Consider the following 24,271-nt stretch of genomic DNA (forward strand, 5'->3'; position numbering starts at 1 on the left):
TTTTTTATATTCAAAACTTCATAACGTAAGAATTTTCAGGGTCAATTTTTTACGTGAAAAATTCAATATTCAATATTCAATATTCAATTGCAAAGTACAATTTACCACTTACTTTACTTATATTTCAAAAGCTTGTTAATCTTCTTTCTCGTCTGCAGCGAAACTTTATACGCTTCGTCCCGTAACTTCTGAATTTTACCGACCGGCTGAAAAATCTCTGCACTTTCAAAAGGGTTGAATGACAGCAATTCATTTTCGCAGGCTTTAGGATTAACCAGAGCGTTTTTTTCAATGATGATTTCACCAATTTTTATGAATGGTGAGTTTTTCCATTCACGATTAAGAATATTGACAGGCTGATCTTTCAGATTATAACAAAACTGGATAAGAACATCGGCGTTGTAATCATTCTGAACACAGAAACTTTCTACTGCTTCTTTGGCAGATAAGGAACCTCCAAATTTATGATGAACATTTTTGGGACTCAGTTTTATTTTAATCATGCGGTCTCCCAAACGGTAAGCGCCGACAGAATGGTAGTCAAAAGACAGCATAAAATTATTCTTTTTCATCAGAAGTTCAAGACTTCTTTTTATAAATGATGATGTGATGATTCCTGGTAAAACTTTACAGATATGCTTTAAAAGTGAGGAAATGTTCCCCCATTTTTTAATAAAAAAACGGTTAACGGCAGTAAATAATTTTAAAAATGCTGAGACTGAATTGATAGGAAACAGCGGAAAATTTACCAATGGATAATTGGCAATCGTGCGGTCAGCATCATCCTTGATCTTAATTGAAAAACCATAAGCAGGGATGTCTTTTTTATTCTTTTTTATTTTTAAGTGCGCGTTTGACAGCCTTATGACGATATTGTATTTTTCCTTGTCAAATAGATATTCAAGATCAGAGCGTATTTCAGGATTAATGATGAATTCTCCTTTCAATACTGCGTAAGTCTTTGCGTGGGCATTTCTCGTGGCGTAGTTTACATCGCTTAAAGAAGATGAGTGCTCAACAAAATCTGCTATGCTTTTTTTATTTTCCTCAATAAGTTGTTTTTCTTCATATGAAAGCTGATCTAGTGTCTTATTATATTTTAATGGATTTGGCATACAGATTTTAAAACTCAATGATAACGCCAAGTTTTTAATTCCGGGTTAAGAGAATATTAAACTTTCTTGAATTTTAGGTTTAAATGTATTCGTGGAATCAGAATTTTGAATAAAAATACTTCCATCATATGGCTTTCGGCTGTAAATACTATCTTTGTAAAAAAAAATATGGGAGTAGCAGATTTGTTATTTAAACGCAAAAAAGAGCAGGCCGAAAAAAACCTGAAAGAGGGTCAGGAATACATGGTTGAATACGGAAAGAGAGAAAGCGTGGTAGAATTACCAAGCGGTTTACAGTATGAAATCATAACCGAAGGTGACGGTCCGAAACCGGGTCCGAAATCAATGGTAAAATGTCACTATCATGGAACGACCATCGGAGGGAAAGTTTTTGACAGTTCTGTAAAAAGAGGAACTCCTGCTTCATTTCCTTTAAATAAAGTAATCAAAGGATGGACAGAAGCACTACAGCTGATGCCTGTTGGAAGCAAGTGGAGATTGATCATTCCTCCGCACCTGGCATACGGAGATCAGCAGATCAGCAAAGAGATAGGGCCTAACAGCACACTTGTTTTTCAGGTTGAATTGCTGGATATAAAATAATTTCATTTAAATATATTTAAGCTAAAATTACCTGTTTCCGGGTAATTTTTTTTATTTTCGAAATGAGTATTTCAAAGACTGATCAGAATGAAGAAGCTTTTCTTTTTTATCATATTTTCCTGCCTGCTGACCTCATGTGTTTCTAAAAAGAATCAGATGATCAGGCAGAATATCCTTACCCTGAGAGACAGCTACTGCAAAGCGCCTTTTCAGTATAATTACAATAAGAAATTACCGTCGTATAATTCAGATTCTATCCTATTGGCCAATCAGAAACTCAGGAATGTTTTTTCTGAACAGAGTATCCTGGTACTGAATGCTCTGGATAATCTGGATGAGGTCAACCAAATCATGGAGCTTAAAAAAGATTCGTCACTGAGTTCGCAGGTAAAAGTTCTCCAGCTCAAAATGAAAATCAATAGTAAAATTACCATAGCACTGACCGAACTCGATGCCGTTGCTGCCGAATTTGACTGTGAAGGCGAACGCGTCGCTCAGATTGGAAGCTATGTCGACAATCTCAATGATTCCAGGAACAACCGGCTTATTCTATACTCTATAGCCGCCGGAGCCGCGGCTTCTATTGCAGGAGGAATTGTGAAAAATGACAGCTGGAGCAGTGCCATTGATATTGCCGGAGGTGGTTTGGGAGCGGGTTTTGGTTTGGCAACTCTTAATCCTAAAGGAAAAAAAGTTGAGTTTATTCATCAGAGAAACCTTTTGAGGGACGTTTGGAATGAAAAATTAGAGTCTCCCAATTTCCCGCCGTTCATCTGGTATATGTATACGGAGAAAAAGTTTTCAAACAGGCAGGAACATTCGATCGTCAAAAGTATGAAACAGAGATGGCTGCATTACCAGTTTGATGATAAGCAGGATGATGCAGACCGGTCGGTTATCTTCAGTGATGGCGGATATTACCGTGCAGGTGATCTGCAGAACCGCGCAGCAATGCTCAATCAGATGCAGTCGGCAACAAGAACGATTAATCAGACAATTAATTATCTGCTTTTGGATTTGGATAAATTGATTTTGTGATTTTGAAACTGTAAATTTGTTTCCGTTTAATCAGATCAATGTCGGAATTAAAAAAGATCAGGGAAGAAAAGAATCTGACTCAGGAGGAGTTGGCTCAGAAGTCTGGTATCTCTGTGCGGACCATTCAACGGATCGAAGCCGGAACACTGCCGAAAGGATATACCTTAAAAGCCCTTGCGCTGAGCCTCAATGTTTCCGAAACAGAATTATTGCCGGAAGAAATTTCAACGGAAGAAATTAAAATTGAAAAACCAAATGTAAGTGCAGAAAACACAGAGGTTTTTAATTCTAATTTAATCAAGATGATTAATCTTTCCTCACTGCCTTTTGCGTGGTTTCCGATTGCTAATTTTTTACCGCCATTACTGATAATGCTTTTTACCAAAGAGAAATCTCAAATCATAAAGCAGATCATTTCTCTCCAGGTGTTTTTATCCATCATTTCACCAATTATTTTTATGCTGGTTGCACTTTTGAAATTAGGTTCAGTATCTGTCATGATGACTATGGTTTTCCTTGCACTTGCAAATGTTTATATTATTCTTAGAAATGCCTACGAAATTGATAAAAAACAAAAGCTGTATTATCAGTTGAATTTCAGTATGATATAAATCTGGTGTATAATTGTCGGGTATTTGTCGGGTTGTTTTTTTGAAATAAAATTTAATTATTCTGAATCTTTGTCAAAAATAATTCAATGACAAAAAAACTCAGCATCAGTATTTTTATTTTTTTCTTTTTCATTGGAAAAGTGCAGGCTCAGATCGATAAAAAATCACCCTTATTTTTAGAGTTAAAAAAACAGGACAGTCTTTTCTTTGAGCGAGGCTTTAATAATTGTGATATCGCTTATCTCGAAAAGACAATGGATGAAGATCTCAAATTCTATCATGACAACGGCGGCTTTCAGGACAAAAAGCTGTTCATGGAGAGAACAAAGCAGAACATTTGCGGAAATCAAGATCAAAAGCCGATTCGTAAAGTAATTGAAAGCAGTCTTGAGGTTTTTCCGTTGTATAATAATGGTGTTTTATATGGTGCAATACAAATGGGAGAGCATCAGTTTTATATTCGTGCAAAAAATAAGGAAGATGTGTTGGGCGGTTAGGCAAAATTCACTTCAGTCTGGACCAAAAAAAACGGAAATTGGTTAATGAGTGATGTCCTTAGTTATAACCATGGTGAACCGGGTAAAACAAGGATCACAGATGATATAGATAAATTGGTAAATGACAATAATATTCCGGCCTTAGGTTTAGGGGTGATTAAAGATGGAAAACTGACTGAAATAAAAGTTTACGGAAAATTAAATAATAAAACATCACTGCCTTACAATTCACTTTTTAACGTGGCATCACTAACAAAACCGGTGACCGCAATGACTGTTCTGCGTTTGGTAAGTTTAGGAAAATGGAATCTTGACGAACCATTGGATAAATATTGGGTTGATCCGGATATTGCCAATGATCCGAGACATACAAAATTAACAACAAGAATGATTTTAAGCCATCAGACAGGTTTCCCAAATTGGAGATGGCAAAAAACGGATAAAAAATTAAGCTTTGATTTTGATCCGGGAACCCGATATCAATATTCGGGTGAAGGTTTTGAGTATTTAAGAAAGGCGATTGAGAAAAAATTCAATAAAAGTCTTGAAGTCTTGGCTAAAGAAATGATTTTCAACCCTTTGAGTATGGATGATACGGGTCATATCTGGAATGAGAAAAAGCAGGCCGACAGAATCGTAACGGGCTATGATAAAGCAGGAAAAGCTTACGATATTGTAAAAAATAAAACCGCAAGTGCTGCTGATGATTTAACGACTTCCGTGGAGGATTATGGTAAGTTTTTGGTTGCTGTGATGAATAACGATTTACTTTCCAAAACGGTTTTTGAAGAAATGAAAACGAGGCAGGTAAAGACTAAGGAGCATAAATATTTCGGTCTCGGTTTTGAAATTTATGACCTTGGAAATGGCAGGATTGCCCTTTCTCACGGCGGTACTGACAAAGGTGTCAATACAATCGCTATTGTTTTACCGGAAACCGGACAGGGATTAGTGATTTTCACCAACGTTGACGAAGGGTACAAAATTTATGAGCCCATCATCAATTACTATTTGGGGGATATAGGGAAAAAGATTGTTGAGATTGAAACAAGATAACATCGTGTGAAATTAATTACAGTTAATAAATTTAATTGTAATTAATTTTGTTACAATTAAATTTTTTGTTAACTTTGACGTGTAATTATTATGAGCAATACAAGATTCGCTACGGCAATACATATTATGACTTTACTGGCAAAGGTTCCTCAGGATCAGGAGTGGTTAACTTCTGACTGGATTGCCGGAAGTATCAATGTAAATCCTGTTATTGTACGGAAGGAGTTGAGTGAATTACGTGAAGCAGGACTGATTACAAGCCGTCTGGGAAAAGAAGGAGGGAGCAGACTTTCAAAAGAAGCTCAAAACATTAGGATCTCAGAAATTTATGCAGCGGTAAAAAATAAAGAAATACTAGGAAAGAAAAATCAAAAACCGAATCCTGCATGTCCGGTAGGGAAAAATATTAATGATCATCTTTCGTTACTTTTCGATGAGACGGAAAAAGTAGTAAAAAGTTTTTTAGGAGATAAATCCCTGCAGGAATTTACAAATCAGTTCGGATAAAAAAATTTAACAGTAATTGTAATAAAAATTGTTACAATTACACTGAAATATTAACATACAAATGAGACCGAAAGGTTCATGAATTTTTTTTAAACAAATAAACAATTATGAGTAGAAAAGTAGCCGTAATCGGAGCCACAGGATTTGTGGGAACCCAGGTAGTCAATGAATTGAAAAACAGAGGATATGCGGTCAATGCGATCGTCAGAGATGCTTCTAAAGTAGAGGAGAGCGAGCATGTAATAGCAAAAAGTGTTGATGTTAACGATGTTGACAGTCTGGCTGAAGCCTTAAAAGGAAATGATGCAGTCATTAACACATTCAATGCAGGATGGACAAATCCGGATCTTTACAACGACTTTCTGAATGGAAGTAAAAACATTGAAAAAGCAGTGGAGAAATCAGGAGTGAAAAGACTGATTACTGTCGGAGGAGCCGGAAGTTTATTTATCGACGGAAAACAGCTGGTAGACGGTCCTGATTTTCCTGCTGATATTAAACCGGGAGCAACTGCTGCCAGAGACTATTTAAATGAAATCAAAAAGAATGAAATACTTGACTGGACCTTTTTCAGCCCTGCCATCGAAATGCATCAGGGTACTGCCGGGATAAGAACAGGAAACTACAGAACCGCTCTGGAGTCACCGGTATTTGACGAAAACGGGAGAAGTGTTCTTTCAGTTGAAGATGTTGCTGTAGTACTGGTGGATGAGTTAGAACAGAATAACCACATCAGAGAACGTTTTACAGCAGCGTATTAATTTACTTTCTGTAAATCCTGTAAAGGGAATTTTCCTGAAGAATAGGAGACGGTCTGGTAAAAGTAAATTTTAATAACTTGAAAAGTAATGGCGGCACCAAAGGTGCCGCCATTACTTTTATTATATCGAATATTCTACAGATTCATAAACAGTTTAGGATTAACCGGTGTATTGTTTTTGTGAACTTCATAATGCAGGTGAGGACCTGTAGAACGTCCGGAATTTCCTGACTTTGCAATCACCTGTCCTACCTTTACCTTGTCATTTGTTTTGGCGACTAACTGGGATAAATGTCCGTACAGGGTGGCCAGGCCATTTCCGTGGGAAACAATAACGCAATTTCCATAACCTCCTTTCTGTCCGGAAAATATGACGGTTCCTGCTGCCGTAGCAATGACGTCAGAACCAAATGCAACAGCAATATCCAGTCCTTTGTGAAACTGCATCTGATCAGCTTCTGCAGGTGGATTATTGCTTTCAACAGGTGTTTTTGCAGCTGCAGCAGATTTTGTTGGAGAAGTTGTTGGTGCCGAAGAGGCCACAGTTTCTGTTTTTGCTTTTGGTGTCACCATAAACTTTACTTCCCGTTTATTTCCATAACTGTCTGTAACTTCAATGATCTTCTCATAAGGCTCAGCTTTTACTTCAGTCTTTGGCGCTGTAGCAGCGAGAGCCGGTTTCGATTCTGGGGTTGGTTTTACAGATGCAAATACTGTTTTAAACGGAATCGGGTTTTTTCTGATTCCGAAATTGGATGAAATATATCCTTCCGTCGGCATTCCCAAAGGAACCTGCATCAGTTTTTTCTGCAGATCCATCAGATACTGGCTGTACCGGTTGGATTGTTTTGCCAGATAAATAGAATTTGAAATACTGTCGTTATCAAGCACCATCAGTTTTTCATTTTTAATGTCTTTGGATTTTAAAAACGTATTCAGCTGTCCTACCGTTTGATCAACCAAATTAAGGTCTGTCTTTATTTTAAGGTAATCAACACTGTCTTTTTCGGTGTTTATTTTTACCAGATTGACTTCGTAATTTTTATCATCTCTCTTGGAAAATAAGGCAGCGATAAAAACACTTTGTGCAAAAACGATGAGTAAAAGTCCTGCGATCAGGATGTTTACTTTTTTTCTGCTTCTTAAAAATTTCTTCATTTTCTCTTTCTTAGAATTTAAAAACCGTTTTAAGGGTGCAAATTTAATTAAAAATTGTTTGTACGAGTGTCTGTAATTCATTTTAGTTCAAAAATCGTTTCATTATCGATAATCTGTCATCGTCAGAAATGTTGAGTTTACTGCCGAATAAAATCGAAGATCCCAAACAATTAAACAGCTCCGGCATTTTAAAAGGTATATTGGTACAACGGTTTACCGGCAGTCAGAGCGATGAGAAATAAATCATCAGACCAAATTAAAATTATCTTTATCTAACGGATTTTGAGATGATTAATTGTATGGCAATGTTAAATTTATCAAAAAATGAGGTTTATCAGATTTATAAAGTCCTGTTGTTTCTTTGTTTTAATATATTTGCAGTTCACACTGTAATTATGGCGAAAAAGAAAACAATTTCAGAATCAGCAAACTCAAAAAAAACTAAAAAAGACATTTCCGTAGGAGTAGTAGGAAGTGGAAGTTTTGCTACGGCGATTGTGAAAATGCTTGTTGAAAACTGTAAAACCGTACACTGGTGCGTTAGAAGTGAATTTGTAAAGGGAGCCATAGAGCTTCGGGGTCATAATCCCACCTACCTTACCGCAGTTAATTTTAATCTTAAAAACTTAAAGTTAACCACTGATATCAATGAACTGGTTTCTGCATGTGATGTAGTGGTTCTTGCGACTCCTTCGATCTATCTTTCAGATACAATGGAAAAGATGACCTGTGAATACAAAGACAAAATTTTCGTTTCAGCGATCAAAGGGATCATTCCCAAAGTCAACGATGTAGTAGCACATTATCTGAAAGAAGAGTTTCAGATAGGGTTCAGGAATCAGGCAGTAATTGCAGGTCCCTGTCATGCGGAAGAAGTTGCAATGGAAAGACTGTCTTATCTTACGGTAGCAACGGTGGAAGATGAAACGTCTGATAAACTGGTTGGAATCTTCAATTCGGATTTTATAAAAGTCAATTCCAGCAAAGATATTTTAGGGAACGAGTACAGCGCCATTCTGAAAAACATTTTTGCCATCGGAGCCGGTATTGCAAGCGGACTTGGTTATGGGGATAACTTTACGGCTGTTTTTGTGTCCAATGCCATCCGTGAGATGGAAACATTCCTGGAAGCGATCTATGAAGCACCGAGAGATGTGAACGAAAGTGCCTATCTGGGAGATTTATTAGTTACTGCATATTCTCTGTTTTCAAGAAACAGAAACTTAGGAAACCTGATCGGAAAAGGCTATACCGTAAAATCTGCAATTCAGTCGATGAACATGGTTGCGGAAGGGTATTATGCTGCAGACTCAATTTATAAGACAGCAAGACAGAAAAATCTTGAGCTGCCAATTATTGATACGATTTATGCTATTTTGTATGAAGGTAAAAATGCAGAAAAACAATTCAGAAAACTGACTGCAAAGCTCAATTAAAGGTTTGTCAATAAATAATCAGGACATCAGTATTTAATTTCTGGTGTTTTTTTGTGTCTGAATTTAATTATCCTGTAACATGAATAACCGGGGCAGTTTTGCTGTTTTAAGCAAATAAGACCTTAAAATTTTTCAGCAAAACTCAAGAAATATTTAATTAACCTCAGTTCGAGATAAGGCTCTATAAAAGCAAAGCTAAACAGAGTTTTAATTACATGATTTTCAAATATTTAGGATGGATAAAAGCGTAAAAAATTATTAATACAAAATTCTTGTATAGCTTTGATGAACGAAGTGGCATTGTTTAACCTGAAAGCGTTTCAAAAAGTAGTATTTCTTTGCGATAAAGTAGCATTATTTTGATAATCAATTATTTAAAAAATTGTTTATCCCGAACTCAGGTTAATTAAAAGGCAGCAATAGTATAAAATTTAAAAATTTAAATTAAAAAACTCCCGTGTTAAAAATCATTAAACACACATTTAATAAGAAACTTTTTACGAAATTCGTAGTAAATTTAACGGTATGCCGAATACAATTTTAAGCAGAACACCCAAACCAAAATACGATGTTGTTTTAATAGGCGGAGGAATTATGAGCGCCACACTGGCAACTTTACTTCACGAATTTGATCCGGATCTGAATATAGCCATTTTCGAGAGGCTCGGAAGGTTTGCCAAAGAAAGTACAGCGGCATGGAATAATGCAGGAACCGGTCATTCGGCATTTTGTGAACTTAACTATACCCCCGAAAACGAAGACGGAACAGTGGATATTTCCAAAGCTGAGAACATTGCAGAGCAATTTGAAATCTCAAAGCAGTTCTGGTCTTATCTCATCGATAAAAAATACATCAGTAATCCTACAGATTTTATTAACTCCTGTGCACACATGAGTCTGGTATTTGGTGAAAAAGACGCAGAATATCTTAAAAAGCGTCACGAAGCCATGAAGGACTCTCCGTTGTTTTCGGCGATGGAATTTTCTAAAGATCATGACCAACTGAGATCATGGATTCCTTTGGTGATGAGCAAAAGGAACAATGCAGAGGTTTTGGCCGCAACAAAAATGGATCTGGGAACCGATGTTAATTTTGGAAATTTAACCAGAAAAATGGGCAGACATCTTCTTGAAGATTCCAATGTTGAAGTTTTTCTGTATCATGAGGTGAAAGATATTGACTCCAGAGATGACGGAAAATGGAAAATGAACATAAAAGACAGGATACACAGTCATAAACAGGAAGTTGTTGCTGATTTTGTTTTCATTGGAGCTGGTGGCTATGCTCTGCCGTTGCTGGAAAGTTCACACATCAGAGAAAGTGAGGGATATGGAGGTTTCCCTGTTTCGGGAGAATGGCTGGTCACGCACAATCCTGAACTCGTAGCGCAGCATCAGGCAAAAGTATATACCCAGGCAACGGTCGACGCACCTCCTATGTCTGTTCCCCATTTGGATTTGAGGATTATTGACGGCAAAAAAGCATTATTGTTTGGCCCTTTTGCAGGTTTTTCAACTAAATTTTTGAAGGAGGGAAATTACCTGGATCTGCCTGCAAGTGTCAATACAAAAAATATTAAGTCACTTTTTGGCGCCTGGTGGCATAATATTCCACTGACCAAATATCTCGTGCAGCAGGTTGCCATGACTAAAGCTCAGAGAATTCAGCATTTAAGAGAATTTGTCAAAGATGCAAAAGAAGAAGACTGGGAACTTAAAGTTGCCGGACAAAGAGTGCAGATCATTAAAAAAGACGGGAAGCAGGGCGGTAAACTGGAGTTCGGCACTGAGGTCGTAGTCAATCAGCAGGGAACGATTGCTTCACTGCTTGGTGCATCACCGGGAGCTTCTACGGCCGTTTTTGCAATGATTAATGTTCTGGAAAAATGCTTTCCGGAGAGACTGAATGGCGAATGGAAAGAAAAACTGCTGGAAATGATTCCTTCCTATGGACAGAAACTGGCAGATAACCGTGATCTCACCGAAAGGGTAAGAGCCTACAGCAAAGAAAAATTAGAACTCAAACATTAGAATATAAGTAATGAGCAAAAATATAAGTAATGAGTAATGGGTAATGAGTAATTTTGAAAACGCTGAAAAGATTACTCATCACCTGAAAAGTTAGAACTCAAACATAGAAATATAAGTAATAAGTAATGGGTAATGAGTAATTTTGAAAATGCTGAAAAGATTACTCATCACATGAAAAGATTAGAGCTCAAACATAAAAATATAAGTAATGAGTAATGGGTAATGAGTAATTTTGAAAATGCTGAAAAGATTACTCATCACCTGAAAAGTTAGAACTCAAACATAAGAATATAAGTAATGAGTAATGGGGTAATGAGCAATTTTGAAAACACTGAAAATTTACTCATCACCTGAAAAGTTAGAACTCAAACATAAGAATATAAGTAATGAGTAATGGGCAATAAGTAATTTTGAAAACGCTGAAAATTTACTTATCACCTGAAAAGTTAGAACTCAAACATAAGAATATAAGTAATGAGTAATGGGCAATAAGTAATTTTGAAAACGCTGAAAAAATTACCCATTACCTATTACTAATTACCCATTACCTATTACCCATTACCCATTACCCATTACTAATCACCTATTGCCCATAAAAAAATGGAAGAAGTCATTATAAAACCTATCATTGCAAAAGAATTGCTGGAATCTCTTAAGACTAAGATAGATGAAGAGAAGCAGGTGATTGTGCACTGCTGTTTTCCGGCATCACCGTTTTTAGGAAATCTGATCAGAATCTGGAATACCACTTATCTTATAGATACCGCTTCCAGCCATAGAAGTAAACTGATTCATGCAGAAAATATTACCATTTATCCGGATTGGACGACCGTGCCTTTTATGAAAGATTTTTGGTTTACTTTAGTTTTTTCCGGCCTTCCGAAAGACTGTACAAGTTTTGATTTTAAAGAAGTTATTCCTGAAGAAGGAGGTTTTTTTGTAAAATCAATCAAGAGAAATACATCAGATATCTACAGAATTAAAATTTCAGAATAATTCAAATGAAAAAGTTCATCCTTTTTTCACTTATTATAGTGCCGTTTTTTTTATTTTCTCAGGCCAGTCTACAGAAATCTGCGGCGGTGAAAGAAATCAGAAAATTTCAAAAAAATTTAAACAAAGAATATCTTGACAGGAAAGAAACGCCTTTAAGAGATGAAAATTTTACAAAATTCAGGCAGCATCCATTCTTTCCTGTTGATCTGAAATACCGGGTCACTGCAAAATTTATTAAAACTGAAAATCCACAGCCATTTGACTTACCCACCTCTTCAGGAAAGACAAAATCGTATCAGGAATATGGCAGAGCGACATTTGATCTTGATGGGAAATCCTATACCCTGACGATTTATCAAAGTCTCGATCTAATGAAACTGGAGAAATACAGAGATCATCTTTTTCTGCCCTTTCGGGATGAAACAAACAGTAAAGAAACCTACGGAGGCGGAAAATATATGGATCTGAAAATTCCGACTGGAAATACGATTGTTTTAGATTTTAATCAGTCCTACCAGCCTTTCTGTGCGTACAATGCGTACGATTACAATTGCCCGATTGTTCCTGAAGAAAATAAACTGGCGGTCGAAATACGCGCAGGGGTTATGTACGAAGATACTTATCATCATTAATCATGGTTTCACTTCAATTTTATCATCCCGATGATTTATCAGAAGTTAGCTATACTCTGGATGAAAATCAGTCGATGTTTACTTCTTCCGCTGAAAAAGCATTGAAGAGAATTAAAGAAAGGAATGATGGCAGGGCATTTCCTGTAACGGTCTTTCTGAATGAACGGAGAGTTGGCTTTTTTGTTCTGGATTTCGGAAATGATAAATTTGAAATGACTGAAAACAGTACAGGTGTTTTGCTAAGATCACTTTCTATAAATCCTGAATTCCAGGGTAAGGGAATAGGAAAAGAAAGTATGTTGAGGATCGATTCATTTGTAAGAGAACAGTTTCCTGAATGTGACGAAATCGTTTTAGCCGTCAATCAAAACAACCATTCAGCCTTTCAGCTTTATCTTAAAACCGGCTATCTCTATGACGGGAAAATAATTGAAGGAAGGAGCGGACCCCAGTTTGTGATGATGAAAAAGCTTTAGAATAATTTTAAAACGAAATGGTCAGTTTGGCGTGATACTTTCAATTGTTTGTATACACTATTGAAATTATTAAGCATGGAAGTATCATTAAGAAATCAGGTCGCTGTCATCACCGGCGCCTCCAGCGGAATCGGAACAGGAATCGCAAAATCACTAGCAGAAGCAGGTGCAACAGTAGTTGTTAACCATTCTTCAGAGAAATCTCATCAAAGCGCTCAGGAAGTTTTAAAAGAGATCACTGATGCAGGCGGAAAAGGAATCACGTATCAGTGTGATGTGTCCAAAGAAGATGAGGTAATTAAAATGTTTAAAGACGTTGTGGCAGAATTTGGAACCGTTGATATTCTTGTCAATAATGCAGGGATTCAGAAAGATGCAAAATTCATAGATATGACCCTTGATGACTGGAATACCGTAATGGGGGTGAACCTGACCGGGCAGTTTCTTTGCTCAAGGGAAGCAATCAAAGAATTTCTGAGACGCGGAATTGACACTTCCCGTTCTGTCGCATGTGGAAAGATCATTCATATCAGTTCGGTTCACGAAATCATCCCCTGGGCAGGGCATGCTAATTATGCAGCAAGTAAAGGAGCGATCAAAATGCTGATGCAGACCCTGGCGCAGGAATACGGTGCAGATAAAATTCGTGTCAACTCAATCGGTCCGGGAGCGATCCAGACGCCTATTAATAAAGAAGCATGGGGAACAAAAGATGCTTTAAATTCCCTGCTTGACCTTATTCCGTATAACAGAATAGGACAGCCAAAGGATATCGGAAATTTGGCAGCTTTTTTGGCAAGTGATTTAGCTGATTATATTTCCGGGGCAAGTATCTTTGTTGATGGCGGTATGACCAGTCTGGAAAGTTTTTCAACAGGGGGATAGTTTTTGGCGCACATTTCCGGCTTTCACTACTCGCTTTTTTGTGCCTTTTCATCTGCCTTATCTTACAAAAAGAGCTCAGACATGCCGTTCAATCCGGGGCGCAGTCAGCCACAGAACAATTTTATTTTTTATTTCAAAACCAGTCAGTAATGAATTCCGAAAAAGAAAGATTAGAAGACGTTTCCTGGAAAAAATGGGGACCCTACGTAAGTAATCGTGAATGGGGCCTGGTTCGTGAAGATTACAGTGCTGATGGTGATGCATGGAATTACACCGGTCACGATACTGCAGAAGCAAAAACATATCGATGGGGTGAAGAGGGGATCTGCGGAATTTGTGATGATCTCCAGAAGCTTGTCTTTTCCGTCGGATTCTGGAACAAAAAAGATAAAATGGTGAAAGAGCGTTTCTTCGGTCTTTCAAACGGACAGGGAAACCATGGTGAAGATGTAAAAGAATATTTCTATTATCTCGACTCCACACCTACCCATTCTTACATGAAAATGTTGTACAAATATCCTCAAAATGCTTTTCCTTATGAGGATCTGCTGCAGCAAAATGCCAAAAGAGGCAGGGAGGAAAGTGAATATGAACTTATTGACACCGGCATTTTTGACAGGAATGAATACTTTGATATCTTTATAGAATATGCAAAGGAAAGCCAGAATGATATTCTGATAAAACTGACCATCATCAATAAATCCGAAAAGCAGGCAGAGCTTATCCTGCTGCCGACCCTATGGTTCCGGAATACATGGGATTGGGGATATGATGAGTATAAGCCTCAACTCACTTCAGAAGAAGCGACATCGATTAAGATCGCCCACAGAGATATAGAAATCAAAAATCTGTATGCAAAACAGTCTCTGAAGACATTGTTCTGTGAAAATGAAACCAATAATAAGAGGCTTTATCAGTCTGAGAATAATTCAAAGTACAGTAAGGACGGGATCAATGATTTTATCATCAACGGAAACTCATCATCCGTCAATCCACAGCATACAGGAACAAAGGCATCTTTTGTAATTGATGAAGTTTTTAAAGCAAATGAAATAAAGACCTTTGAATTCCGGTTGTCAGATCTTGATTTAAAGAATCCTTTTGAAGATTTTGACAGGATATTTGACTCCCGTAAAAAAGAAGCAGACGAATTCTATAAGGAAATTCAGGACGGAATAGAAACAGATGAGGAAAAAATGATTCAGAGGCAGGCTTTTGCAGGAATGCTCTGGAATAAAATGTTTTATCATTACAATGTTGAAAAATGGCTGAAAGGAGATCCTTCTGAACCCAAGCCGGCCAAATCAAGGGAAAAAATAAGAAACTATGATTGGAAACAGCTTAATAATGAGCATATTATTTCCATGCCGGATAAATGGGAATATCCCTGGTATGCCACATGGGACCTGGCTTTCCATACCATCAGTTTTTCATTGATCGATCCCGGATTTGCTAAAGAGCAGCTGAAACTTTTCCTTTTTGAATGGTACATGCATCCAAACGGGCAGCTTCCTGCCTATGAATGGAACTTCAGTGATGTGAATCCTCCCGTTCATGCCTGGGCAGTTTTCAGGGTATTTAAAATCGATGAATACCTTCAGGGGAAACCTGATCTGGAATTTCTGGAAAGCGCTTTTCAAAAACTTTTAATGAATTTTACCTGGTGGGTCAATAAAAAAGACAACAACGGGAACAATATTTTTGAAGGTGGTTTTTTAGGGCTTGACAACATCGGAGTTTTTGACCGCAGCACTACACTTCCCAACGGTGAACAGCTGGAACAGTCAGACGGAACCAGCTGGATGGCGATGTTTGCGCTCAACATGATGAGAATTGCCTTAGAGCTGGCTCAGTACAACAGAATATATGAAGAGATGGCAACCAAGTTTTTTGAACATTTCCTGTATATTGCCCATGCACTTGACAATATGGGAGACGGTCACATCAGTCTCTGGGATGAAGAAGACGAATTCTTCTATGATGCTATTTCTTCGGGGGACGGTAATAATATGTTTCTGAAACTGAGGAGCATCGTAGGACTGATTCCGATGTTTGCCGTTGAGGTAATTGATGACGAAATGATTGAAAAACTACCCAATTTCAAAAGAAGAATGAAATGGATTCTTGAAAACAAACCTGAACTCGCTGCTTTGGTTTCTCATTGGGAAGTAAAAGGGGAGGACTCTAAACATTTACTCTCACTGCTCCGTGGTCACCGTTTAAAAAGATTACTTAACAGAATGCTTAATACGGAGGAGTTTTTAAGTGACTACGGCGTTCGTGCCTTATCAAAAGAGTATGAAAAGAACCCCTACCATCTGAATTTAAACGGAACAGATTATTGTGTCAGATATACTCCTGCAGAAAGCGACAGCGCACTTTTTGGAGGCAACAGCAACTGGAGAGGTCCGGTCTGGTTTCCCATTAATTTTTTAATTATCGAAAGTCTGCAGAGGTTTTTCTTTTATTACAGCCCTGATTTCCTGGTCGAATATCCTACCGGAAGTGGACAGTATTCCAATTTAGATCAGATTGCAGATGCTTTAGGCAAAAGACTGGCACAGTTGTTTTTAAAAGATGAAGACGGTAACCGGCCTTTTAATGGTCAGTATCCAAGATTTCAGTCAGATCCTGATTTTAAGGATTATATTCTGTTCTATGAATATTTTCATGGTGACAACGGTCGTGGGGTAGGAGCCTCACACCAGACAGGATGGACCGGTCTTATCGCTAAAATTCTTCAGCCGAGATTTACTAAAAAGAAAATAGCAAAATCAGAAACTGAAATGCCGAAAGGTGCAGATTCTTACTAATTATTCAAAAATCTGCTGAATGATCTCTAACGAATTCGGAGTTCTGAAATCCGAAATGTGATAGTGATAATAGACCAGAATACTGTCTAAAAAATTTTTTCTTTTTACAGATGGTATTTTTATTTCATAAGGATGGGGAGATGAAATAACCGTTTTCCAAAACAGGGAAATTTCTACATCAAAAATCAGGTGCGTAGAAAAAGGAGTAAAAGTGCCGGTTTCGGGATCAAGAAAATTTCCATCACCCAAAAGTGGGGCAACTCCCTGGATTTTTAAAATTTTTATTAAGAAAATAAGGTGTGACTGATAGTTCCTGTTATTTAACTGATCAATGAATTCGTCGATCAGATAAAATACGGTAAGATTTTTATTTTCATTTTTCAGAATCTGATTCAGAAAATCAGAAATGAAAAATACAACGGTATTTGCCTTAATATCTGTGTAAATATCATGCAGATTAAACATTTCAAAACCCGATATCGTCTGCATGCTTCCCGTTCTGCCAACACGGATAGATAGATTTAATTTATTTAATGGCAAAAGAAAAGCTTTCTTCTTATTCTTTTTGGTATAAATACCTTTAAGAAAATAAGTCTGAAAGCCTTCCTCTTCGGTAAAACAATGCAGAATAGCATCATTTTCACCATATTTGATAAACGAAAGTAAGAAACCGTTTTGAGAATTCATTAATTGACAACAGCTATTTTTGCAGTTGCTTTATCACTGGCATCTTCGTTAGTCATCAAGACAAAATAAATTCCCGATGCCACTCTTTTTCCTTTTTGATTATTAAGATCCCATTCATAATATCCGGATCTTGCGATAGCAGAATGTACGATATTTCCTGCTGCATCCGTGATTCTGATGTTTGTTTTTTCAGCCAGTCCTTTAATGGTAACATTGCCTTTAAACTGGGCATACACTACAGGATTTGGATATACCAGAACATTTCCGAAGTTTGAATTGACATCTGCAACATCTCCCTGATAGACCATGATCCCGTCAAGTGTAACAAAGTAAACTTTCCCGTTATTCCTGTCGACTTTGATATCTGTCACACTGTTTGTCGGAAGGGGAGAATTTTCTTTTGTAAATCTTTTAATGACCTGCTCACCTGATGCCGATAAATAATAAACCCCGCCACCTTCTACAGAAACCCATTTCTGGTTTCCGCCGTCAACTTCAATCTGAAGGATCGAGCTGTCACGGAACAGCTCTTCTGCCAATCCGTTCTGTTCAATAACAATAGCAGTAGTCTGAGGATTGTTTTCGGTAATTGCTGATTTGGGGTTTGGAAGAATTCGTAACCCGATTCTTGTTCCGATCCAGACATCATTATTTTTGTCGATGGCTGCCGATACGGTACCGTTAGCCGGCAGATTGTTTTCTTTACGGATAATTTTGAAAGGTGCTGTAGTAGATGCCGGATTACTGCCATAATCTTTGATAATCAGACCTCCCGGTTCAAAATACGGGCAGGGGATATAAATCAATCCTTCTTTTGTAAAAGGTTTCTGTGTTGATATTGCTCCCACAATAGGGACCAAAGTAAAGTCATCTGCTGTTCTGTTATAGAAATAGTATCCTGCGTTCGCAGATGCATTCTGAATCAGTCCGACAGACACAAATAAATTATTGCTTTCATCAAACGTAATGCCTATCGGTCTGTTATAAGATGGTTCAGAATCGTTATTTTTATAAACTTTCTTAAAAACATTGTTCTCCATTTTATAGATTCCTTTCTCACCGTTTGCGAATGAATAGTTAGCAAAAAAAACTTCACTTGGATTTGATGGATTCGCTACTGCATCCAGTACATTAAAGTTGATCGGATTATTGAGGAAATAATCCGGATAATTCCATTTACTTCCATCAAAGTGATAATAACCAAGATCATTAAACACGGGTTGATTATAAGCATCTCTGCCACCTGTAGAAACCCAAAGCTGATTATTCAGCAGGGATATTTTATAAGAAGTATTGTTGTACGGACCGTCAGGTTTGTAAGAAATATTATCTTCACTTTTTATTCCGGATAAGATGGTCCCACAGAATATTTTTGAGCCTACTTTTGTGGCAGTATTGCAGACTTCTCCGACAGTAACTGATCCTGTAAAATTTCCGTTTGTATTGTAACTGTAAATTCTGCTTGCATCTGTAATAATGATATTATCTGAATTCACGACAACATCACTCACATTTCCAAAAGTCTGAGAAAGCGGTGTAGAAACCCCGTTGTTGTAAATGTAAGTTGTAGTTGCTGATGAAAAAGCAACTGCATTTTCAGAATCAATATCAGTGAAATTTCCGGCCAGCTCTGTAGCCCATGTTGTGAATACCGGAAAGGTAATATTGAGTTCATGGGTTTTTAAGCCGGTATTCGTTACCGAAAAAACCTTATTGTCTTTGATGGTAGCCTCATTACTTGCCTGATATACTCCACCCGTAACAAAAAAAGCAGAATCACCGAATTCTTTCTTTTTTAAATCAAAAATAGAAACTCCATAACCAACAGAAACGACCGCTCTGTCACCGGTAATTGAGATATGGTTAATTTTTTTACTTCCATTGTAGCCTGTTGCGATAGGAATGTCGACAACATACGTAATTCCCTGTGGAGTAATGACATCCAAAGAGCCGTTCTGATATCCTACCAGGCCGATCTTAGTCTGCGGATTGTAGTCAAAAGCTGAAATTTTCACTTCATGCAGTCCGTTGGCTTTGGAAAGTTTTGAAATCTCTCCTGAAGAAACGGTATAATAAAAAATCCCGTTTTCTGTAGCAGCTATTATTTTTCCATTGTCTTCTTTTAATGCTAAAACATTATTGTAAGAAAAAAGATCCGACCATTTTTTTGAAGAAATATTCTGAGCTTTCAAAGATTGAAAAGCCGCCAGAATAGCAAGAGAAATTATAGAGAATTTTTTCATAGGTAGAATTACATTTTTTAAAGGTCATCCCGAACTATCGCTACAAATAAAGCAATCGCTGAGTTTTGTTGATATTCGGTTTTTTCATATCATACCGGTATATTGCTGTCAATAATCTGGTTATTCCAGGAAATCTTCTGCACATTTTTATTTTTATCAAAAAAGAAATCTATTCGTCCCAAAAGAAGACCTGCCCATCCTACCTGATTGACGAGAACCGTTTTTCCCTGTCTGTTTTTAAAACTCTGAGGTTCCGGCAAAAAAGTGTGCGTATGACCTCCTAAAATAAGGTCAATATTTTCAGTTTTTGAAGCTAAAACTTTATCGTTGATTTTTTCCGGCTCGTCTTTATAGTCATATCCGATATGGGATAGACAGATAACAAGGTCGCATTTCTTTTCATTTTTAAGGAAATTAGAATAGTGCTGAGCAACATCAACAGGATCTGACCAAACCGTTTCTCCATACTGCTTTTTACCAACCAACCCGTCAAGCTGAATTCCGACACCGAAAATTCCTACCTTAATTCCGTTTTTATCAAAAATTCTGTAGGGAGAAGTTTTCCCGTCCAAAACAGTATTTTTAAAATCATAATTTGAACAGATGAAAGGAAATTTTGCATTGGGTAAAACCTTTAAAAATCCGTCAAGCCCGTTGTCAAAATCATGATTACCCATTGTGGATGCATCATACTTCATCATCGACATCAGTTTAAACTCCAGCTCGCCTCCGAAAAAATTAAAATAGGGAGTTCCCTGAAAAATGTCACCGGAATCAAGAAGCAGAAGATTGTTTTCTTCGCTTCTGATCTTTTGAATCAGTGTGGCTCTCCTTGCAAATCCGCCCTGATTGGGATTTCTGGTATAGCTTTCATCAAATGGTTCAATTCTGCTGTGCTGGTCATTGGTGTGAAGAATAGTTAATTTATGGGGGGAGGTCAAAGAATTGAAATCTGATCCGTGCGCCATCATCAGGTTCGGAGCTAAAGTCATTGCCAAAGTTCCGCCTGTTATTGTTTTTAGAAAGCTTTTTCTGTCCATTACTTCTTACCGATAAAATTTAAACGAATTTCTTCCTGAGGATTGATCTGCTGATTTTTTTTAAAGTAATCAATAAAAAGATCTCTCAGTTTGATTCCTGTCGGAATTGATTCTCCTTTTGCGAAAAACTTCATATTATCACCGCCCAATGCGAGATAATCTGATGTAGCAATGTAGTATTCCTGAGAAGGATTTACCGCATTTCCATTGATCAGGGTTTTAGACAGTATTCCGTTATTTGTTTCAATATATAAATGAGAAACCGGATTGTTCTTCTGATTTTTTGCATAGTAATCAAATAATCCCTGCAGATCCTTGCCTGTCATTTTTACGATGATGACCTCATTTTCAAAAGGCATCACTTCAAAAACATTTTTAAGAAGAATATCACCTTTACCGATGGTGGTGCGTATTCCACCAATATTAATCAACGCAGCATCAATGCTTTTATGGAGGTTTGCTTTTGCCCAGGCATCAGCACCATCAAAAGTGTAATCGGCCAAAAGATTTCCCAGATTACTGTTATCGCCTTCTTTTGTAAGATCAACATTGGTGTAAGAGATTTTTTGATTCATCTCTTTGTTGAGTTTTAGCGTATAAGGTTCAATAAATTGAGCAAAATCTTCATCAGCTTTAAGCTCTTTATTAATAGAAATATTCTTCTGTGTCTGCACGCCGGCAACCTGCAGCGGTGTGGTTTTACAGGCTGTTAACGAAAATAAGGCAATTCCTAACAGTAAGAATTTATTCTGCATAATATCTTTAGTATGTGCAAATATAATTATATGTACAATAAAACAGGATTAAATATTGCAAATTCTTGTATGAAATTATTAAATTTGGAGGAAATAATTCGAACAGATGAGCATTTTAAAAGGAGTAGGTGTAGCTTTGGTGACACCCTTTAATGAAGATTTATCCGTAGATTTCGAAAGTTTGACAAAACTTGTTGAGTACAATATCGAAAACGGAACCAACTATTTGGTAGTATTGGGAACTACAGCAGAAGCTGCTACACTCTCTTCAGATGAGAAGAAACAGGTCGTGGAGCATATCATTAAAGTGAATAATAAACGCCTTCCTTTGGTTTTGGGAATTGGTGGAAACAATACTCTTGAAGTAAAAAAGCAGATTGAAGAGACAGATTTATCTGAATTTGAAGCTGTTTTATCAGTATCGCCTTATTACAATAAGCCTAATCAGGAAGGTCTGTATCAGCATTATAAAGCTTTGGCTTCTACAGGGAAGAATATTATTATTTATAATGTACCCTCAAGAACAGGGCAAAATGTTGAGGCAGAAACTACACTCCGCCTGGCAAACGAGTTCCCTAATTTATTTTTAATTAAAGAAGCATCACCCAATATTCTTCAGTACTTTGATATTTTAAGAAAAAAGCCTGAAGGGTTTTCACTGGTTTCAGGAGATGATGAATTTACACTTCCTGTGACATTAGCCGGTGGTGACGGAGTGATTTCTGTCATTGGTCAGGGATATCCGAAAGAATTTTCAACAATGGTTCAGTGTGCTTTTGACGGAAAAGTAAAAGAAGCCTATGAAATCCATAATAAACTGGTTGATATTACGCGCCTGATTTTTGCTGAAGGAAATCCTTGTGGAATAAAAGCAGTCTTAACAGAAAAAGGAATCATTAAAAATTATGTGAGGCTTCCTTTGGTTACTGCTTCAGAAGGACTTTATGCAAAGATTAAAGCTGAAATGGCGAAAATTTAGAAAATGAAAAGGAAACCTTCTTCGCAGATTGAGGTGGGATTTCCATTGAATTAAAAAAATAATTTAAAGTGAAAGGTGAAATGCTTTTCACTTTTTTTAATCAGAATATTTAACATCAAAATTTCTGAAACAAATTAGTTATCTAAAACATATTCGAATGTTCAAGACAGCGCATCAGTTTTAGAGACTTATGATTTTCATTTTTTGGTGTTGCAAATATTTTCATACTTTAATAGATATGCAATTAATAAAAGCAACAGAGAAAGACATTCCTTTAATTCAGGATTTAGCAAAAAAATCCTGGGAAAATGCTTACGCAGATATTCTGTCAAAAGAACAAATGGAATATATGCTCAATACGATGTATTCTCAGGCTGAAATTTCGAAACATTTTGATAATCCTCATTATCACTATTTTCTTGTTTTTGATGAAAAGCTCAATTTGTGGGACGGATTTTTAGGTTATGAAAACCATTATGAGAAGCAAACGACAAAACTTCACAGAATCTATCTGGTTCCTGAAAGTAAAGGAAAAGGATTGGGCAGAAACACACTTGAATTTTTGAATCAGAGGGTAAAAGATGCCGGTGATAACAGGATTATTTTAAATGTAAATAAATACAATCCTGCGAAAAGCTTTTACGAATCCCAAGGGTACAAAGTTTATGATGAGGGTGTTTTCGATATAGGAAATGGTTTTGTGATGGATGATTATTTAATGGAAAATACTCTCTAAAAAAAATAAAAGCCGCAGAATCATCTGCGGCTCATTATTCTTTATTTTACTAAAAGCTTCCAGGCTTCATCAATTTTACTCTCCAGTAATAATTGCTGAGCACTGAGATGTATATTCTCATCTTCATGACAATTATCAGAAGGTAAAACCTCTACGTTGGCAAGCATACCAAGGTCATTTCCTGTGAAAATTGTACTGTATTTAACAGCGTTCGGCAGCAAATCAAATCCAATTCCTTTAGTGACCAGAGGTTTGGGAACTTCAAACAGATTGTTGCCATTGTTTCTGGAGTACCAATTCCCGCCGAGACGCGCAACCATGTCCAGTTTTTTTTGGTCAGGATTTCCTTCACCGTTCAGGTATTCTTCCCTGATATGAATTTTTTTAACTTCACAAATAACCAGATTTCCTGCTCCGCCCTGATCGCCTAAAGGTTTTACTTCCAGAACCTCGCACTCAAAATTGACAGGACATTCTTCTATCAATTGAGGTTTTACCAAATCTGCAGCTCTCATTGTCAGTCCCGATTTGATAAATTCATTGACCCCATTTTCATATTCTGTTGAAGCAAGGGAAATCTGCTGAACAATTGGAAAATTTACGGTTCCGATAACCACTTCAGGAACTTCTAAAACGTTTTCTAAAGTATGTTTCGTTGTATTATCCCGAACTCTTCTCGATGGCGAGAAAATCAAAATCGGAGGAACAGTACTGAACATATTAAAAAAACTGAACGGGGATAAATTATTGTTCCCGTTTTTGTCAACGGTCGAAGCTAAGGCGATCGGTCGTGGTGAAACGGCAGCCTGCATAATCGTCTGTAGCTGAGCTGAAGATATTTCTGATGGGATGAGTGTTTTCATATTTATTCTTTTGCTTTCTTTATTTTTTTGACACCTTTTAACACATAAGTCACATGAGTTTTAGATTATGCTTTGAAAATATTTTTAGAGCATATTAGTTTGAAAATTAATAGATTTAACTGTTTTTTTTCTTTTGACACATTAGTCACATGAGTTTTAGATGATGCTTTGAAAATATTTTTAGAGCACATTAGTTTGAAAATTAATAGATTTAACTGTTTTTTTCTTTTGACACATGAGTCACATGAGTTTTTAGATTATGCTCTGAAAATATTTTTAGAGCACATTAGTTTGAAGAGCAATAATTTTTCATTTTACGCTAATTTCTCAAAGTATTTATTTACAAAGGTTTCT

The 24,271-nt window shown here is 36.9% G+C and carries 23 protein-coding genes; 16 read left to right on the forward strand and 7 right to left on the reverse strand.

Translation table 11 applies throughout. The features are described from left to right. Window positions 1–113: 113 nt before the first annotated feature. Complete coding sequence (locus AC2A07_RS05760; protein ID WP_484049630.1) at window positions 114–1,115, reverse strand: catalase family protein; 1,002 nt, start codon at window positions 1,113–1,115, stop codon at window positions 114–116. Window positions 1,116–1,283: 168 nt separating this feature from the next. Between AC2A07_RS05760 and AC2A07_RS05765 the strand changes: the two genes are divergently transcribed. From AC2A07_RS05765 to AC2A07_RS05795, 7 genes are all read left to right on the forward strand, one after another. Next, window positions 1,284–1,718 carry an FKBP-type peptidyl-prolyl cis-trans isomerase gene (locus AC2A07_RS05765; protein ID WP_314494368.1) on the forward strand — a complete coding sequence of 145 codons (435 nt, stop codon included), beginning with the start codon at window positions 1,284–1,286 and terminating at the stop codon, window positions 1,716–1,718. An 87-nt stretch (window positions 1,719–1,805) separates the two neighbouring features. Continuing rightward, window positions 1,806–2,756 carry a hypothetical protein gene (locus AC2A07_RS05770; protein ID WP_484049631.1) on the forward strand — a complete coding sequence of 317 codons (951 nt, stop codon included), beginning with the start codon at window positions 1,806–1,808 and terminating at the stop codon, window positions 2,754–2,756. A 38-nt stretch (window positions 2,757–2,794) separates the two neighbouring features. Then, on the forward strand, window positions 2,795–3,367 hold the full coding sequence (locus AC2A07_RS05775) for a helix-turn-helix domain-containing protein (RefSeq protein ID WP_484049632.1): 573 nt from the start codon (window positions 2,795–2,797) through the stop codon (window positions 3,365–3,367). A gap of 86 nt (window positions 3,368–3,453) precedes the next feature. Further along, a complete protein-coding gene (locus tag AC2A07_RS05780; protein ID WP_484049633.1) occupies window positions 3,454–3,864 on the forward strand; it encodes a nuclear transport factor 2 family protein in 411 nt (136 codons plus the stop codon). 45 nt (window positions 3,865–3,909) lie between these two features. After that, window positions 3,910–4,920, forward strand: a complete 1,011-nt coding sequence (locus AC2A07_RS05785; RefSeq protein ID WP_484049634.1) for a serine hydrolase domain-containing protein — start codon at window positions 3,910–3,912, stop codon at window positions 4,918–4,920. Window positions 4,921–5,010: 90 nt separating this feature from the next. After that, complete coding sequence (locus AC2A07_RS05790) at window positions 5,011–5,427, forward strand: Rrf2 family transcriptional regulator (protein WP_314494360.1); 417 nt, start codon at window positions 5,011–5,013, stop codon at window positions 5,425–5,427. Window positions 5,428–5,534: 107 nt separating this feature from the next. Continuing rightward, on the forward strand, window positions 5,535–6,188 hold the full coding sequence (locus AC2A07_RS05795; protein ID WP_484049635.1) for an NAD(P)-dependent oxidoreductase: 654 nt from the start codon (window positions 5,535–5,537) through the stop codon (window positions 6,186–6,188). 134 nt (window positions 6,189–6,322) lie between these two features. Here the strand turns inward: AC2A07_RS05795 and AC2A07_RS05800 are convergent, their stop codons facing one another. Continuing rightward, a complete protein-coding gene (locus tag AC2A07_RS05800; RefSeq protein ID WP_484049636.1) occupies window positions 6,323–7,345 on the reverse strand; it encodes a peptidoglycan DD-metalloendopeptidase family protein in 1,023 nt (340 codons plus the stop codon). A 395-nt stretch (window positions 7,346–7,740) separates the two neighbouring features. On the opposite strand from AC2A07_RS05800, the gene AC2A07_RS05805 reads away from it, so the two are divergent. The 7 genes from AC2A07_RS05805 (at window position 7,741) to AC2A07_RS05835 (ending at window position 16,614) form a co-directional block, all read left to right on the forward strand. Further along, a complete protein-coding gene (locus AC2A07_RS05805; protein WP_484049637.1) occupies window positions 7,741–8,781 on the forward strand; it encodes an NAD(P)H-dependent glycerol-3-phosphate dehydrogenase in 1,041 nt (346 codons plus the stop codon). Between the two features lie 525 nt (window positions 8,782–9,306). After that, window positions 9,307–10,812 carry a malate dehydrogenase (quinone) gene (gene mqo, locus AC2A07_RS05810; protein WP_484049638.1) on the forward strand — a complete coding sequence of 502 codons (1,506 nt, stop codon included), beginning with the start codon at window positions 9,307–9,309 and terminating at the stop codon, window positions 10,810–10,812. A gap of 600 nt (window positions 10,813–11,412) precedes the next feature. Further along, window positions 11,413–11,808, forward strand: coding sequence for a hypothetical protein (locus AC2A07_RS05815; RefSeq protein WP_484049639.1), 396 nt, complete (start codon window positions 11,413–11,415; stop codon window positions 11,806–11,808). 5 nt (window positions 11,809–11,813) lie between these two features. Beyond that, complete coding sequence (locus AC2A07_RS05820) at window positions 11,814–12,440, forward strand: DUF1684 domain-containing protein (RefSeq protein ID WP_484049640.1); 627 nt, start codon at window positions 11,814–11,816, stop codon at window positions 12,438–12,440. A 2-nt stretch (window positions 12,441–12,442) separates the two neighbouring features. After that, window positions 12,443–12,916 carry a GNAT family N-acetyltransferase gene (locus AC2A07_RS05825; RefSeq protein ID WP_484049641.1) on the forward strand — a complete coding sequence of 158 codons (474 nt, stop codon included), beginning with the start codon at window positions 12,443–12,445 and terminating at the stop codon, window positions 12,914–12,916. 75 nt (window positions 12,917–12,991) lie between these two features. Then, the gene (locus AC2A07_RS05830; protein WP_484049642.1) at window positions 12,992–13,801 is read left to right on the forward strand and encodes a glucose 1-dehydrogenase; all 810 of its coding nucleotides are present in this window, start codon (window positions 12,992–12,994) and stop codon (window positions 13,799–13,801) included. 149 nt (window positions 13,802–13,950) lie between these two features. Beyond that, entirely contained in the window at window positions 13,951–16,614 is a 2,664-nt protein-coding gene (locus AC2A07_RS05835; RefSeq protein ID WP_484049643.1) for an MGH1-like glycoside hydrolase domain-containing protein, read from the forward strand. Here the strand turns inward: AC2A07_RS05835 and recO are convergent, their stop codons facing one another. The 4 genes from recO to AC2A07_RS05855 all read right to left on the reverse strand — a co-directional run bounded on the left by recO (window position 16,615) and on the right by AC2A07_RS05855 (window position 21,339). Continuing rightward, window positions 16,615–17,301: a DNA repair protein RecO gene (gene recO, locus AC2A07_RS05840; RefSeq protein ID WP_484049644.1), complete on the reverse strand. Its 687-nt coding sequence runs from the start codon at window positions 17,299–17,301 to the stop codon at window positions 16,615–16,617. After that, window positions 17,301–19,544: a type IX secretion system anionic LPS delivery protein PorZ gene (porZ, locus tag AC2A07_RS05845; protein ID WP_314494339.1), complete on the reverse strand. Its 2,244-nt coding sequence runs from the start codon at window positions 19,542–19,544 to the stop codon at window positions 17,301–17,303. The genes recO and porZ overlap by 1 nt, the downstream gene beginning before the upstream one ends. 89 nt (window positions 19,545–19,633) lie before the next feature. Continuing rightward, entirely contained in the window at window positions 19,634–20,584 is a 951-nt protein-coding gene (locus AC2A07_RS05850) for a metallophosphoesterase (RefSeq protein WP_314494337.1), read from the reverse strand. Beyond that, window positions 20,584–21,339: a 5'-nucleotidase gene (locus tag AC2A07_RS05855; protein WP_314494335.1), complete on the reverse strand. Its 756-nt coding sequence runs from the start codon at window positions 21,337–21,339 to the stop codon at window positions 20,584–20,586. The genes AC2A07_RS05850 and AC2A07_RS05855 overlap by 1 nt, the downstream gene beginning before the upstream one ends. A gap of 106 nt (window positions 21,340–21,445) precedes the next feature. On the opposite strand from AC2A07_RS05855, the gene dapA reads away from it, so the two are divergent. Beyond that, window positions 21,446–22,318 (forward strand): 4-hydroxy-tetrahydrodipicolinate synthase, encoded by an 873-nt coding sequence (gene dapA, locus AC2A07_RS05860; RefSeq protein ID WP_484049645.1) that lies wholly within the window; start codon window positions 21,446–21,448, stop codon window positions 22,316–22,318. Between the two features lie 238 nt (window positions 22,319–22,556). Next, a complete protein-coding gene (locus tag AC2A07_RS05865) occupies window positions 22,557–23,054 on the forward strand; it encodes a GNAT family N-acetyltransferase (RefSeq protein ID WP_484049646.1) in 498 nt (165 codons plus the stop codon). A 41-nt stretch (window positions 23,055–23,095) separates the two neighbouring features. On the opposite strand, the gene AC2A07_RS05870 is transcribed toward AC2A07_RS05865, so the two are convergent. After that, entirely contained in the window at window positions 23,096–23,917 is an 822-nt protein-coding gene (locus tag AC2A07_RS05870; protein WP_484049647.1) for a flavin reductase family protein, read from the reverse strand. Window positions 23,918–24,271 lie beyond the last annotated feature (354 nt).

The sequence above is a fragment of the Chryseobacterium sp. HNCC26DJ238 genome, from assembly GCF_057180465.1.